Origin of the sequence: Herbidospora solisilvae (genome assembly GCF_009901565.1) — a bacterium.
GTDB classification, from domain to species: Bacteria; Actinomycetota; Actinomycetes; order Streptosporangiales; family Streptosporangiaceae; genus Herbidospora; species Herbidospora solisilvae.
In genome coordinates, this window is sequence record NZ_WXEW01000001.1 from 545,052 (window position 1) to 557,677 (window position 12,626).

13 protein-coding genes are annotated in these 12,626 nt (G+C 71.2%); 6 read left to right on the plus strand and 7 right to left on the minus strand.

The features are described from left to right. The first annotated feature begins 60 nt into the window (after window positions 1-60). From GT755_RS02420 to GT755_RS02430, 3 genes are read left to right on the plus strand one after another with little or no spacing between them, the layout of a single operon-like run. Entirely contained in the window at window positions 61-1,059 is a 999-nt protein-coding gene (locus GT755_RS02420) for a FecCD family ABC transporter permease (RefSeq protein WP_202609535.1), read from the plus strand. A 1-nt stretch (window position 1,060) separates the two neighbouring features. Beyond that, window positions 1,061-2,122 (plus strand): FecCD family ABC transporter permease, encoded by a 1,062-nt coding sequence (locus tag GT755_RS02425; protein ID WP_161478032.1) that lies wholly within the window; start codon window positions 1,061-1,063, stop codon window positions 2,120-2,122. 6 nt (window positions 2,123-2,128) lie between these two features. Beyond that, the gene (locus tag GT755_RS02430) at window positions 2,129-2,941 is read left to right on the plus strand and encodes an ABC transporter ATP-binding protein (protein ID WP_161478033.1); all 813 of its coding nucleotides are present in this window, start codon (window positions 2,129-2,131) and stop codon (window positions 2,939-2,941) included. Here the strand turns inward: GT755_RS02430 and GT755_RS02435 are convergent. After that, on the minus strand, window positions 2,929-3,867 hold the full coding sequence (locus tag GT755_RS02435; protein WP_161478034.1) for a methionyl-tRNA formyltransferase: 939 nt from the start codon (window positions 3,865-3,867) through the stop codon (window positions 2,929-2,931). The genes GT755_RS02430 and GT755_RS02435 overlap by 13 nt on opposite strands. 92 nt (window positions 3,868-3,959) lie before the next feature. On the opposite strand from GT755_RS02435, the gene GT755_RS02440 reads away from it, so the two are divergent. Beyond that, window positions 3,960-5,240, plus strand: coding sequence for a lysine N(6)-hydroxylase/L-ornithine N(5)-oxygenase family protein (locus GT755_RS02440; RefSeq protein WP_161478636.1), 1,281 nt, complete (start codon window positions 3,960-3,962; stop codon window positions 5,238-5,240). Here the strand turns inward: GT755_RS02440 and GT755_RS02445 are convergent. Then, complete coding sequence (locus tag GT755_RS02445) at window positions 5,202-6,155, minus strand: AraC-like ligand-binding domain-containing protein (RefSeq protein WP_161478035.1); 954 nt, start codon at window positions 6,153-6,155, stop codon at window positions 5,202-5,204. The two genes, GT755_RS02440 and GT755_RS02445, sit on opposite strands and share 39 nt — an antisense overlap. A gap of 93 nt (window positions 6,156-6,248) precedes the next feature. On the opposite strand from GT755_RS02445, the gene GT755_RS02450 reads away from it, so the two are divergent. Continuing rightward, window positions 6,249-6,881, plus strand: coding sequence for an ATP-binding cassette domain-containing protein (locus tag GT755_RS02450; protein ID WP_161478036.1), 633 nt, complete (start codon window positions 6,249-6,251; stop codon window positions 6,879-6,881). Window positions 6,882-6,916: 35 nt separating this feature from the next. Here the strand turns inward: GT755_RS02450 and GT755_RS02455 are convergent, their stop codons facing one another. Beyond that, window positions 6,917-8,056, minus strand: a complete 1,140-nt coding sequence (locus GT755_RS02455) for a lectin (RefSeq protein ID WP_161478037.1) — start codon at window positions 8,054-8,056, stop codon at window positions 6,917-6,919. A gap of 238 nt (window positions 8,057-8,294) precedes the next feature. On the opposite strand from GT755_RS02455, the gene GT755_RS02460 reads away from it, so the two are divergent. Next, complete coding sequence (locus GT755_RS02460; protein ID WP_161478038.1) at window positions 8,295-9,032, plus strand: DUF427 domain-containing protein; 738 nt, start codon at window positions 8,295-8,297, stop codon at window positions 9,030-9,032. A gap of 15 nt (window positions 9,033-9,047) precedes the next feature. Here GT755_RS02460 and GT755_RS02465 read toward each other — a convergent pair whose 3' ends face one another. From GT755_RS02465 to eboE, 4 genes are read right to left on the minus strand one after another with little or no spacing between them, the layout of a single operon-like run. Then, entirely contained in the window at window positions 9,048-10,331 is a 1,284-nt protein-coding gene (locus GT755_RS02465; RefSeq protein WP_161478039.1) for a hypothetical protein, read from the minus strand. Beyond that, window positions 10,331-10,675 (minus strand): hypothetical protein, encoded by a 345-nt coding sequence (locus tag GT755_RS02470; protein ID WP_161478040.1) that lies wholly within the window; start codon window positions 10,673-10,675, stop codon window positions 10,331-10,333. The genes GT755_RS02465 and GT755_RS02470 overlap by 1 nt, the downstream gene beginning before the upstream one ends. A gap of 11 nt (window positions 10,676-10,686) precedes the next feature. Further along, window positions 10,687-11,478 (minus strand): copper resistance CopC family protein, encoded by a 792-nt coding sequence (locus GT755_RS02475; protein ID WP_161478041.1) that lies wholly within the window; start codon window positions 11,476-11,478, stop codon window positions 10,687-10,689. After that, window positions 11,475-12,626, minus strand: a complete 1,152-nt coding sequence (gene eboE, locus GT755_RS02480; protein ID WP_161478042.1) for a metabolite traffic protein EboE — start codon at window positions 12,624-12,626, stop codon at window positions 11,475-11,477. Before eboE ends, GT755_RS02475 begins: the two co-directional genes overlap by 4 nt.

Sequence of the window (12,626 nt, forward strand, 5' to 3'; positions counted from 1 at the left end):
TGAGGATTCGTGGCGATCGGTTCAGTTACTCCCAGTAAGTCACCCCCCGGGGTCCGGCCGATGTTGCTGCTGACGCTGCTGGTCGCCGTGCTCGTCCTCGTCTGCCTGCTGTCCCTGGCACTGGGCGCCGTCGCGCTCCCCCTCGGCCAGGTCGTCGCCGCCCTCACCGGAGACCCGGTGTCGTCGAACGTCGAGAACATCGTCTGGTCGGTCCGCGCGCCCCGCACCGCCATCGGCCTCACCACCGGCGTCGCGATCGGCCTGGGCGGCACCCTCATGCAGGCGCTCACCCGCAACCCGCTCGCCGACCCCGGCCTGCTGGGCGTCAGCGCGGGCGCGTCGTTCGGCATCGTCGTCTCGATCGTGGCCTTCGGCGTCGGCACCCTGTACGGCTTCATCTGGTTCGCCCTCCTCGGCGCGGCGGCGGCCAGCGTGGTCGTGTTCGTGCTCGGCCGCATGGGCCGCTCGGGCCTGACCCCCGTGAAACTCGCCCTGGCCGGCATCGCCGTGACCGCGTTCCTCGGCTCGGTGACCAGCGCGATGGTCCTCATGGACGTCGAGGCCCTCGACCGCTACCGCTTCTGGTCGGCCGGGTCGCTGGCCGGCCTGAACGGCGACGTGGCGGTCCAGATCCTCCCGTTCGTGGTGGCCGGCGCGGTGCTCGCGTTCGCCTCGGCCCCCGCGCTCAACAGCCTCGCGCTCGGCGACGACGTGGCCACCTCGCTGGGGCGCAACCTGGCCCTGGTCCGCACGCAGGGAGTGGTCGCCATCATGCTGCTGACCGGCGCCGCCGTCGCCGCGATCGGCCCGGTCGTCTTCATCGGCCTGGTCGTGCCCCACGTCGCCCGCACCCTCGCCCAGTGGGCCGGCCTCGGCCCCGACCACCGCTGGCTGCTGCCGCTGTCGGCGCTGGTCGCCCCGGCGCTGCTGCTCATGGCCGACATCACCGGCCGCCTGATCGCCAAACCCACGGAGGTGCAGGCGGGCGTGCTGATCGCGTTCCTCGGCGGCCCGTTCTTCATCATGCTGGTGCGCCGCCGCAAGCTGGCGGAGGTGTGAGGTGGCGGCCAAGACCCTCACCCCCAAGCCGGGCGCGCACTTCCGGATCGCCCTGCCGCCCCTGTCCGGCCGCCTGCGCCCCCGCCTGATCACCGTCTGCGCCGCACTGGCCGCCGCCACGTTCCTGGTGGTCGCCTGGGCGGTGTCGATGGGCGACTTCCCCATCACCTTCACCGAGGCGCTGCGGGCCGTCGTCGGCGTCGGCGACCCCGGCACGCTGCTCATCGTGCAGGAGCTCCGGCTGCCGCGCGCCGTCGTCGGCCTCCTGGTCGGCTTCGCGTTCGGCCTGTCCGGCGCGATCTTCCAGACGATGACCCGCAACGCGCTCGCCAGCCCCGACATGATCGGCTTCACCCAGGGCGCCGGCACTGCCGTCGTCGCCGGCATCGTCTTCGGCTGGACGAGCACCCTCAGCACCCAGGCGCTCGGCCTGCTCGGCACGTTCGTCATGGCCGCCCTCGTGTACGTGCTGGCCTGGCGGCGCGGCACCACCGGCTACCGCATCATCCTGGTCGGCATCGGCCTCCAGTGGATGGCCACCTCGGCCACCGACTACCTGGTGGCCCGGGGCATGCAGTTCCAAGCGCACGCCGCCCTCGGCTGGCTGACCGGCAACCTCAACGGCCGCGACTGGTCGCAGGCCCTGCCGCTGGCGCTCACCATGGCGGTGCTGGTGCCGGCGGCCCTGGCGCTCGGCCGCCTGACCCGCACCCTCCAGCTCGGCGACGACGTCGCCGTCGGCCTCGGCACCCGCGTCCAGGTCGTCCGGCTCGCCCTGCTCGTCACCGGCGTCGGCCTGGTCGCCTTCGGCACGGCCGCCGGAGGGCCCATCGCGTTCGTCGCCCTGGCCGCGCCCCAGATCGCCCAGCGGCTGGCCGGCACCGCCTGGCCTCCCCCGCTGGCGGCGGGCCTGACCGGCGCGTTGTTCGTCACCGGCTCCGACCTCGCCGCCGCCCGGCTCTTCCCGATGGAACTCCCCGTCGGCATCGTCACCGGCGTCCTCGGCGCCCCGATTCTGCTCTGGCTGCTCATCCGCGCCAACCGCGCGGGCTCAGGAGGCTGAGAACCCATGATGACCCCCGAACTCCAGGCCGGCGGCCTCCAGCTCGCCTACGACCAGCGGGTCGTCGTCGACGACCTCGACGTGAAGGTCCCCCCGGGCCGCATCACCGCCATCGTCGGCGCCAACGCCTGCGGCAAGTCGACCCTCCTGCGCGCCCTGGCCCGCCTGCTCGCCCCCCGCAGGGGCGCGGTGGAGCTCGACGGACGCGCCCTGCACTCCATCCCGACCCGGGAGCTGGCCCGGCGGCTCGGCATCCTGCCGCAGGGCCCGACCGCGCCCGAGGGCCTGACCGTGCTCGACCTGGTGACACGCGGCCGGTCGCCGCACCAGACGTGGTGGCGGCAGTGGTCGCAGGCCGACGAGTCGGCCGTGCACGGCGCCCTGGCGGCGACCGGCATCACCGACCTGGCCGGCCGCGCCGTCGACGAGTTGTCGGGCGGCCAGCGCCAGCGCGCCTGGATCGCGATGGCGGTGGCGCAGGGCACGCCGGTGCTGCTGCTCGACGAGCCGACGACGTACCTCGACCTCGCGCACCAGATCGACGTGCTGGACCTGATCCACGACCTGAACCGCAACGAGGGCCGCACGATCGTGATGGTCCTGCACGACCTGAACCAGGCGTGCAGGTACGCCGACCACGTGATCGCCATGAAGGGCGGGCGCATCGTGGCGGAGGGCGACCCGGCCGACGTCATCACGGCGGAGAACGTGGCCGAGGTCTTCGACCTGCGCTGCCAGGTGACGACCGACCCGGTGAGCGGGACCCCGCTCGTCATCCCGATGGGCCGCCACCACACGTCGCAGCGTCAGCCGAGGTAGCCGCCCATCGTGCGGAAGTAGTCGGTCGCCGCCAGTTCGGTCCCGTCGTCGAGCCGCACCTTCCTGATGACGAGACCGGGGAGCCGGCCGCTGCGCGCGTCCGCCCCCGACACGATGACGATGCCGTCGCCCTCGCGGATGAACACCCGTCCCGGCGTGCCGCCGTAGTTGCCCTCGGAGACCGACGCCTCCAGCACGCGCACGCGCTCGCCCTTGTGGAAGGTGAAGGCGTTCGGATAGGGGTCGGACTGCGCGCGCACCAGCCGCTCCAGGTCCTCGGCCGGCCACGTCCAGTCGATGCGGCTGTCCTCGATCGCCCGCTTGTGGAAGAAGGACGCCTTGGTCCGGTCCTGGGGCGTCCAGACCGCCTGGCCCGACTCGATGAGGTCGAGGCCCTCGTGCACGATCGGGGCGATGAGGTCGACGGTCGCGAAGAACAGGTCCGTGGCCGTCGAGGTGGGGGTCACGGGAACCGAGCGCTGGAGCAGGACGTCGCCCGCGTCCAGTTCCTCGGTCATGCGGTGGGCCGTCACGCCGACCTCCGGTTCGCCGTTGATGAGGGCCCAGATGATGGGCGAGAACCCGGCGTACTTCGGCAGCAGCGAGTCGTGCACGTTCAGGGTGCCGTGCGGGGGCAGGTCGTAGATCTCGGGCGGCAGCCACGTGCGCCAGTTGTTGGCCACGATGACGTCGGGCCGGGCGTCCTTCACGGCCTGCAGTAACTCGGGGTCGGTCGGGCTTTTGCGCAGCAGGACGGGCACGTCGTGCTCGGCGGCCAGGTCGGCGACGCTGTCGTCCCAGATCTTCTCGTACGCGTGGTCGCTCTTCGGATGGGTCACCGCCAGCACGACCTCGTGCGACGACTCCAGCAGCGCCCGCAGGGTGCGGTGCCCCCAGGTCTGGTGTCCGAACATGACGACCCGCATGGCTGGGGTTCCCTCTCCGTCGGCCGATATTGCAAGGTAAGGCTAACCTTATTTACCATACGAGCGACAAGGGAGGCGATCGCGTGACCACGATGGTCTACGACGTTCTGGGGATCGGATTCGGGCCGTCGAACCTGGCACTGGCCATAGCCATCGAGGAGCACAACGCGCAGGCCGCGCCATCGGATCGGATGACCGCCGTCTTCCTGGAGAAACAGCCGCGTTTCGGCTGGCACCGGGGCATGCTCATCGACGACGCGACGATGCAGGTCTCCTTTCCGAAGGACCTGGTCACGATGCGGAACCCGGCCAGCGAGTTCAGCTTCCTGTGCTACCTGCGGGACAAGGGCCGCCTGGTCGACTTCCTCAACCAGAAGACCCTGTTCCCGCTCCGCGCCGAGTTCCACGACTACTTCGAGTGGGCGGCGGCGCGCATGGCCCACACGGTGACCTACTCGTCCGAGGTGACCGAGGTGAAGGCGGTCAAGGAGGACGGCGAGATCCGCTACTTCGACGTCGTCACCGCCGACGGCCGGGTCCGCCGGGCCAGAAACCTGTCGGTCGCGGTGGGCCTGGAGCCGCACCTGCCGCCCGGCACGGTGTTGTCCGACCGGGTCTGGCACACCAGCGGGCTGGTCCCGAAGGTGGCGGAAAAGGTGGCCGGAGGTGACCCGATCAGGCGCGCGTTAGTGCTCGGGGCCGGGCAGAGCGCCGCCGAGGCGGTCGACTACCTGCACCGCACCTTCACCGACGCCGAGGTCTGCGCGGTCTTCGCCAAGTACGGCTACACCCCCGCCGACGACAGCCCGTTCGCCAACCGCATCTTCGACCCGGACGCGGTCGACGTCTACTTCACCGCCCCCGCCGAGGTGAAGCAGTCGCTCGTCGACTACCACCGCGGCACCAACTACTCCGTGGTCGACATGGACCTCATCCAGGCCCTGTACGCCACCATGTACCGCGAGAAGGTGCACGGCCACCAGCGGCTGCGCATGCTCAACGTCTCCCGCATCCGCGACGTCGAGGAGGGCCCCGACGGCCTGCGGGTGACCGTCGAATACCTCCCGACCGGCGAGCACGTGACCATCGAGGCCGACGTGCTCGTCCACGCGACGGGCTACCGCCCCCACGACGTGGCGGCGCTGCTGGGCGAGGCGGGCAAGCTCTGCCTGCGCGACGACGAGGACGCGCTCAGGGTGAGCCGCGACCACCGCGTCCAGTTCGCCCCCACGGTGACCGCCGGCGTCTACCTCCAGGGCGGCACCGAACACTCCCACGGCCTCACCTCGACCCTGCTGTCGACCACGGCGATCCGGGCGGGCGAGATCCGCGACTCAGTGATCGCCCACCGCGCTGCGGTAGTCGCGGGGTGAGAGCCCGTAGGCGGCCTTGAACAGGCGGCTGAAGTGGGAGGCGTCCGGGAAGCCCCACTGCGCGCCGATCGCGCTGACCGGACGGGCCGCCTGGAGCGGGTCGCGCAGGTCGCGGACGCAGCGTTCCAGGCGGCGGGTGCGGATCCAGGCGGCCACCGTCGTGCTCTCGGCGCTGAACAGCTTGTGCAGGTAGCGGGTGGAGATGTGGTGCGCGGCCGCGATCCGGGCCGGGTCGAGTGCGGGGTCCCCCAGGTGCCCTTCTATGTACGACGTGATGCGCAGCAGCATCGCCCGCCGCGCGGCGTCGGGGTCGGCCGGGGGCAGGTCGAGCCGGTCGGCGAGCATGGTCGCGACCAGGTCGACCACGTTGCCGGCCAGGCGGGCGCCGTCGCGGACCTCGACGTCGTCGAGTTGCGCCGCGAGGCGGAGCAGGAAGGGCGCGACCAGGGCGCCGAGGCCCCCGGCGCTGGGGATCGACCGGCCGGTCACCTCGTCGACCCGGTCGTGCGGCAGCCCCAGCATGGTGCGCGGGAACAGCAGCACGACCATGCGGGTCGGTTCGTCGAAGTCGAGCCAGTAGGGGCGGTCGGTGTCGTACACGGCCATCTCGCCGGTCCCGACGACGGCCTGGCGGCCGTCCTGCTCCAGCCGTCCCCGGCCCTTCACGAACAGGCCGAGCTTCAGGCTGTCGGACGGGGCGGCCGAGACCAGCCGGGGCGTCCGGCGGGCCTGGTGGGCCGTGGTGTCGACGTCGATGACGTCGAGCGGTCCCAGTGAGGTGGACCGGAGTTTTCCCTCGAACCGCTTTGTCGGAAAAACCGCTTCAAGCGGCACAAATGCCGAAGAAACGACATCTTGCCAGAAATCCTGACGCTCCTCGGCCGGGACGCCCGCGGTATGGGCGATATAGAGCATGTGTGCAGATTGGGACCCGGTGCGCTGTGCGTCAAGTCATGTGCCGCCAGGTGCAAGACGAATGCCCGCCGGGATTTCCACAATTGACGGCAAATGAAGGCCGTACTGGAAGTCACCGCACTGTCCGCCGGTTATGGCGCCGCGCGCGCGATCCGCGCCGTCACGATGCGGGTTGAGCAGGGAGAACACCACGCCATCGTGGGCGGCCCCGGCTCGGGCAAGACGACGCTGCTGCGCACGCTCGTCGGCCTGCACCCCGCCGCGAACGGGACGATCCGTTTCAACGACACCGACATCACCCGGGAACGTCCGGAATGGCGGAAAGCCCGTGGGCTCTGCCTCATGCCGCAGAATCATCGTTTGTTCACGTCGCTCACCGTGGAGGAGAATCTCCTGGTCGGCGCACGCTGGGCGGCCCCCGGGCCGTGGACCCTCAGCAAGGTCTACGACCTCTATCCGAACCTGCGGGAAAAGCGCCGCGCCCACGCCGCGGCCCTTTCCCTCACCGAGCACCAGGCCGCCGCCGTCGGCCGCGCCCTGATGGCCAACCCCCGGATCCTGCTCCTCGACGCGCCCGCCGACCTGGCGGCCCTCGACCGTCTCACGAAGGAGGGCCTGGCGGTCGTGGCGGCCACCCGCGAGGTGCCGGCCGGGGCCTGCCACGTCCACCGCCTGGTCGACGGGACGGTCACGACCACCCGGACGGAGGTCCGCTGCCGCCGCTGAGCCGCGGCGCGCACCGTCCGTCCGGATGCGCCCTGTCAGGTACGGGTCCAGCGCTGGTTGGCGGCGCCGTTGCAGGACCAGATCTGCAACGGCACCCCGTTGGCCGTCGAGTAGTTCGGGACGTCCAGGCATTTGCCCGCGCCGACGGCGGTGATGGTGCCGTCGGCGTTGAAACGCCACTTCTGGTTGTTCTGACCGTTGCAGTCCCAGATGATCACGGCTGCGCCGTCGGCGGTGGAGCCGCCGTTCACGTCCAGGCACTTGTTGCCGTAGACCCGCAGCTCGGACGCGGACGTGGCGGTCCACCGCTGGTTGGCCTGCCCGTTGCAGTCCCAGATCTGCGCCCGTGCGCCGTTGGCCTGGGAGACCCCCGCCACGTCCACGCACCGGTTCGAACCGACACCGCGGATGGAACTCGTCGTCGACGGGGACGGCGACGGGGTCGGGCTGGGGGTGGTGTTCGGCTGGCCGATGCTTCCGGGGATGGACTGGAGGGCCGCGTACCAGGCGGCGGCCATCTTGTCGTAGCCGCCCGCCGTCGGGTGGATGCCGTCGATCAGGTCGGCGGTGGTGAGCTTGCTGTACATGTCGACCAGGTGCACCCGCTTGCCGGCGGAGACCTTGCTCCAGACGATGTCCGGGATGGCCGCGTTGAAGGTGCGGGCCGCGGCCGCCTGGCCGGCCGACGACAGCGGGATGATGGTCGCGACGAGGACGTCGGCGTTCGGGACCGTCGCGGTGATGCGGTCGATCAGCGCGGACAGCCGCTGGGGCGCGGTGGACACGTTGTAGTTCTGCAGGATGTCGTTGGTGCCGATGTGCAGCAGCACGGTGCGCGGGTTGTGCGTCCGCAACCAGCCGGTGACGTTGGCGTCGATCTGGTCGATGCGCCAGCCGGGATGTCCCTGGTGATCGTGGTCGCCGAGCGAGCCCGGCCCGTTGAACTGGGTGCCGACGAAGTCGACCGTGTACCGGGCGGCGGCCAGCCGCTGCCACAACCCGATGCGGTAACCGCCGGGCACCTGGGTGCCCTCGGTGATGGAGTCGCCCAGGGGCATGACGCGCACCCCGCCGTTGGACTCCGCCTGGGCGGCGGTCGCCCGGACGGCCACCAACAGGGCGAGCACGGTCACCGCTCCGAGCACCAGGGTGAGTAATCGTTTCCCAGCGGACATGGCCAACCTCTCATCGTGCAGGTCAGGAGGATGTGAGCGCTAACATCTCCACCCGTGATCTACGTGGTGAATCATGCGAAGCAAACAGGAAACAAATGGCGACCGTCAAGAGTATGAAACATCGCGGCACGTCTTCCTGCGGCGGGGCCGCCCCCGCCCGCCGGGGCACTGAAACTTTCCTCACGGGCGGCGCCTCCGGGGTTGGAATACCTCCCCGTCAGGCACGGTTTCCGCCGGTATGACGACAACCAGAGGCCGGGTCCGGCTGGAGCCGACGGCCAAGCGTTTGCGCGTTTATCTCGGTGGCCAGCTCGTGGCCGACACCACGTCGGCGCTCATGGTCTGGGAGGCGCCCTACTATCCGACCTACTACATCCCGATCAAGGACGTCGTGCCCGGGGTGCTCAAGGAGGCCGGTCCGGGGCCCCATTCGCCCTCCCGCGGCGACGCCACCCTCTACACCGTCACGTCCGGCGGCAAGGAGGCCCCGGCGATCGTCTACGCCGACTCGCCGATCGAGGAGATCCGCGACCACGTCCGGTTCGAGTGGGACGCCATGGACTCCTGGTTCGAGGAGGACGAGGAGGTCTTCGTCCATCCGCGTGACCCGTACACGCGGGTCGACATCCTGCCGTCGTCCCGGCACATCAGGGTCGAGGTCGACGGGCAGACGGTCGCCGACTCGCGGCACGCGCGGATCCTGTTCGAGACCGGGCTCCCGGCGCGCTACTACCTGCCCAAGACCGACGTGCGGTTCGACCTGCTGGAGGCGACCGACACCGTCACGCACTGCCCCTACAAGGGGTCGGCCGAATACTGGTCGGTCAACGGGAACAGGGATCTCGCCTGGTCCTACCGCACGCCGCTGCCGGAGAGCCAGAAGATCGCCGGGCTGGTCGCGTTCTACAACGAGAAGGTCGACGTCTACGTCGACGGCGAGCTGGAACAGCGCCCGAAGTCGAAGTTCTCGAAGTAGCCGAGCCCGGACGATCTAGGCGGCGAACAGGAGCATCAGGCCCGTCACCGTGTAGACGACCATCAGCACCAGCAGGGGCACCTGGCCCGCCACGGCCGTGCGCCTGGGGAACAGCACCAGGGCCCGGTCGTGGGCCAGGGCCGTGCCGAGAACGTGGCCGATGACGATCAGGGTCACCTGGAGCATGGCCACGGCGGCGGGGGTCAGGAAGGCCGACTGGACGGTCCAGTTCGCCGTGCCGAGCCAGTTGGCGCCGGTCATCAGGGGGTCGGAGAGCAGGGCGACGGTGCGCTGGCCCTCGTACACGAGCAGGGTGAAGTAGTGGGCCACGACGTAGCCGATCGCGATCGGCACGATCGAGTGGGCGATCTCGCCCGCCGTGCGGTCCTGCTCCCCCATGCCGCGCCGACCGGCCAGCCGGGTCGCCAGCAGGTAGGCCCCCAGGACGAGCAGGATGACCGACAGCAGGCCCACGGTGCCCAGCACCGGTGACGGCAGGCTGTTCTCCTGGACGAACCTGACCCAGACCGGCGCGTTGGAGACGCTGTCGTACATGGTCGAGCCCAGCAGGACGATGACCAGCACGACCAGGCCCGGCGCGGGGCGCAGCGTGGTCATGCCGTCGAGCGGGTTGCGCCAGACCAGCACGCCGTCGTCGCGGCGGGCGATCGGGGACAGCCGCCCGGCCAGGTCGCTGTAGACCTCGAACGCGTCGCCCTTGTCGAACCACCGCACGCCGTAGACGAATCCGCCGGCCAGCATCGCGACGGCGTACAGGGCCAGCCATCCGCCGATGACCGGCAGGGTCACCCGCCCGGGGGCGACCAGCTCCAGCCAGACGAAGGCGAGCAGCCCGGCGGCGGCGGGCCAGTAGCCGAGCCGCTCGGGCAGCGGGCGGACCGCGCGCCGGCCCCGGACCAGCAGGACGACGGTCCGCAGCGGGTTGAACAACCGCCACACCCCGCCGAAGACCAGCGACAGCGGCACCAGGCCGACCCAGAACAGGACGTAGACCACCCCGGCCGTGGGGTTGTCGGCGTCGTCGGGGCCGAAGAAGCCGATCAGGAAGTACGCCGTCGCGACCAGGCCGACGGCCCGCCACACCCGCTCCGGCACCCGCCACTGGAGGAACCTCGGCAGCGGCCGGGCGTCGTCGAGGCCGACGCCGAGCCGGGGCTCCCGCCACAGGAACCCCAGCGCGGCGAACGACACCACGAGGCAGACGATCGCGCCGATCAGGGCGGCGGAGAACGGGATGGGCAGGTCCTGACGGCCGCCGACGCCGTGGGCCAGCAGCATCAGCTCACCACGAGCTGGAAGAGCTGGAGGTCCTGGTCGTGCGTCTCCACCTCGAACAACCCGGTCGTGTCGGCCAGGAACGAGATGACCGAGGGGTGGTTCGGCAGCAGCGTCGCGGCCTTGTCGTACCCGTGGACGTGGGCCTCGTCGGCGACGTCGCTGGTCACGGTGATCTTGACACCCTGGTTGAGGCGGACCTCGATCCGGCCCGGGGGCGGGGTGACCTTCTTGCCGGAGATCGTGATCGTGATCTCCTTGATCGGGCCGACCGCGGCGGCCGGTCCCCCGGTGGCGCAGCCCGACAGGGCCATGACCGCCACGAGCAGAGCGGCGAGGTGTCTCATCGGTTCTCCAGTCAACGTTTCTTCGCGCCGGCCTTGGGCCGGTTGTTCTTCGCGGGGTTCCCCGACCTGCCGGTCTTCTTGGCCGGTGGACGTCGCATCGCCCGCGCCAGCAGCACGACGACCCCTGCGCCCAGCACGACCGGGATCAGCCAGACCAGCGGGCTGTCGTCGCCCGTCTCGGGCGCGGCCACCGGCGACGGCGCCACGCTCGGCGCGGCCGTCGTCACGGTCTGGGTGTCGGTGGTCGGCAGGGTCACCGGCTGACTGTCCTGCGAGTGGGCCGCCTCGATCGTGGCGAGCAGGCCCGGGTCGGGGCCGTGCGTCGGCTCGGTCCAGTCGGCGGGCGCCTTGCCGGTCTTGCCCGCGTAGGTGAACTGCAGCTTGCCCTTGACCTCTTCGCCGTCGCTGGCGATCGACAGGTACTCGACCGTGTACTCGCCGACCTTCGGCCAGTAGGCCACGGGGACCTCGACCGAGTAGCCCTCGTGGTAAAGGCGGGGCTCCCACTTGCCGTCGATCAGGAACAGCTCCGTGACCGGCTCGTCGAGGCGCTTGGTCGCGCCGGTGAGCCACTGCCGCTCGACGCGCTTGCCGTCGGGGCCGGTTACGGTGAAGTGGGCGTTGCCCGGCGGCGCCTCGGTGAACCAGAGCGTCACGGTCTGGCGCGGCTCGGCGAGGGTGCCGCCCTTCTCCGGGGACGACTCGACGAGCTGGCCGTGGGCGAACGCCGGGCCCTCCAGGAGGACCGTCGTCGTGCCCAGGCAGAGCACCGCGATCAGCAACCGGGCCAGCCATCTCGTCATCGGGACAGGTCCTCCAGTCCGAGCGCGACCAGGCGGTCGCGCGTCCAGGCGAGCTCGGCGGCCAGACCCGCCACCAGGCCCGCGTCTCCCTGTGGGCGGCGGTCCTCGGGCAGGACCTGCCAGGTGTAGGTCTCGACCTCCACGTGGTCGGTCACCGCCCGCTCCCCGCCGAAGAGCGCTTCGAGGGTGGCGTTCAGCACGCCGCTCGTGCTCGCCAGCGGCGGCTCGGGGTCGGCGTGCAGCGGCAGGTGGAAGTGCACCCGCCAGGCGTCCTCCCCGGGCAGGCCGGCGAGGGCCTCGTCGAGGTCGTCGCACGACCCGCCGCCGCGCTCCCGGGTCTGGTGCAGGAACCGCTCCTCGTGGAAGGCTGCCAGCTCCTCCCTGGCGGAGGCGGGGTCCTCGACGTGCAGGGCGCAGGAGGCCTGCGTCTTGACGACCGGCAGCCCCGCCGACTCCAGCGAGGCCAGCGCCTCGGCCGGGTCCTCGAACTGCACCGCCAGGTGGCAGACGTCGAGGCAGACGCCGAGCCAGTCGTGGTCGAGCGCGGCGAACTCCTCGCACGCCTGCCCGATCGTCTCCACGACGCAGCCGGGCTCGGGTTCGAGCGCGACCCGGATGGTCCGGCCGCTGGAGGCGGCCAGCTTCGAGAGCCCCTCCGCCAGTTCGCCCAGCCTGTTCCGCGCCTCCGCCGCCTTGGCCGGGTCCCAGTCCGTCCGCCACGCGAGCGGGAGCGTCGAGACGCTGCCGCGCGCGGCGTCCTCGGGCAGCAGCCCGGCCAGCACCGAGGCGCAGTCGAGCGTGTAGCGCAGCCGGTCGTGGGTGGTCCAGTCGGGGACGTACACCTTGCGCTTCACCACCGGGTCGTGGAAGCCCCGGTAGGGGAAGGCGTTGAGCGTCACCACCTCCAGGCCGCGGGCGGCGAGCTCGCGGCGCAGCCGCACCACCTGGACCGGGTCCTCGACCAGGGCGGTCGCGACGTCGCGCGCCAGCCACAGGCCGAGGCCCAGGCGGTCGACGCCGAGGGCCTCCCGGACCGGCTCGCCGAAGCGGGCGAGCTGGCCCAGGACCCCCTCCAGGCTTTCCGCGGGGTGGACGTTGGTGCAGTAGGCGACGTGCACCGTCGATCCGTCGGGATGCCGGAGCCGCAT

What these genes read in the sequence shown, in the direction of transcription:
- GT755_RS02420 (WP_202609535.1), top strand. Translation starts at nt 61, where the DNA reads ATGTTGCTGCTGACGCTGCTGGTCGCCGTGCTCGTCCTCGTCTGCCTG.
- GT755_RS02430 (WP_161478033.1), top strand. Translation starts at nt 2,129, where the DNA reads ATGATGACCCCCGAACTCCAGGCCGGCGGCCTCCAGCTCGCCTACGAC.
- GT755_RS02435 (WP_161478034.1), bottom strand. Translation starts at nt 3,867, where the DNA reads ATGCGGGTCGTCATGTTCGGACACCAGACCTGGGGGCACCGCACCCTG.
- GT755_RS02440 (WP_161478636.1), top strand. Translation starts at nt 3,960, where the DNA reads ATGGTCTACGACGTTCTGGGGATCGGATTCGGGCCGTCGAACCTGGCA.
- GT755_RS02445 (WP_161478035.1), bottom strand. Translation starts at nt 6,155, where the DNA reads ATGCTCTATATCGCCCATACCGCGGGCGTCCCGGCCGAGGAGCGTCAG.
- GT755_RS02450 (WP_161478036.1), top strand. Translation starts at nt 6,249, where the DNA reads ATGAAGGCCGTACTGGAAGTCACCGCACTGTCCGCCGGTTATGGCGCC.
- GT755_RS02455 (WP_161478037.1), bottom strand. Translation starts at nt 8,056, where the DNA reads ATGTCCGCTGGGAAACGATTACTCACCCTGGTGCTCGGAGCGGTGACC.
- GT755_RS02460 (WP_161478038.1), top strand. Translation starts at nt 8,295, where the DNA reads ATGACGACAACCAGAGGCCGGGTCCGGCTGGAGCCGACGGCCAAGCGT.
- GT755_RS02465 (WP_161478039.1), bottom strand. Translation starts at nt 10,331, where the DNA reads ATGCTGCTGGCCCACGGCGTCGGCGGCCGTCAGGACCTGCCCATCCCG.
- GT755_RS02470 (WP_161478040.1), bottom strand. Translation starts at nt 10,675, where the DNA reads ATGAGACACCTCGCCGCTCTGCTCGTGGCGGTCATGGCCCTGTCGGGC.
- GT755_RS02475 (WP_161478041.1), bottom strand. Translation starts at nt 11,478, where the DNA reads ATGACGAGATGGCTGGCCCGGTTGCTGATCGCGGTGCTCTGCCTGGGC.
- eboE (WP_161478042.1), bottom strand. Translation starts at nt 12,626, where the DNA reads ATGCGGCTCCGGCATCCCGACGGATCGACGGTGCACGTCGCCTACTGC.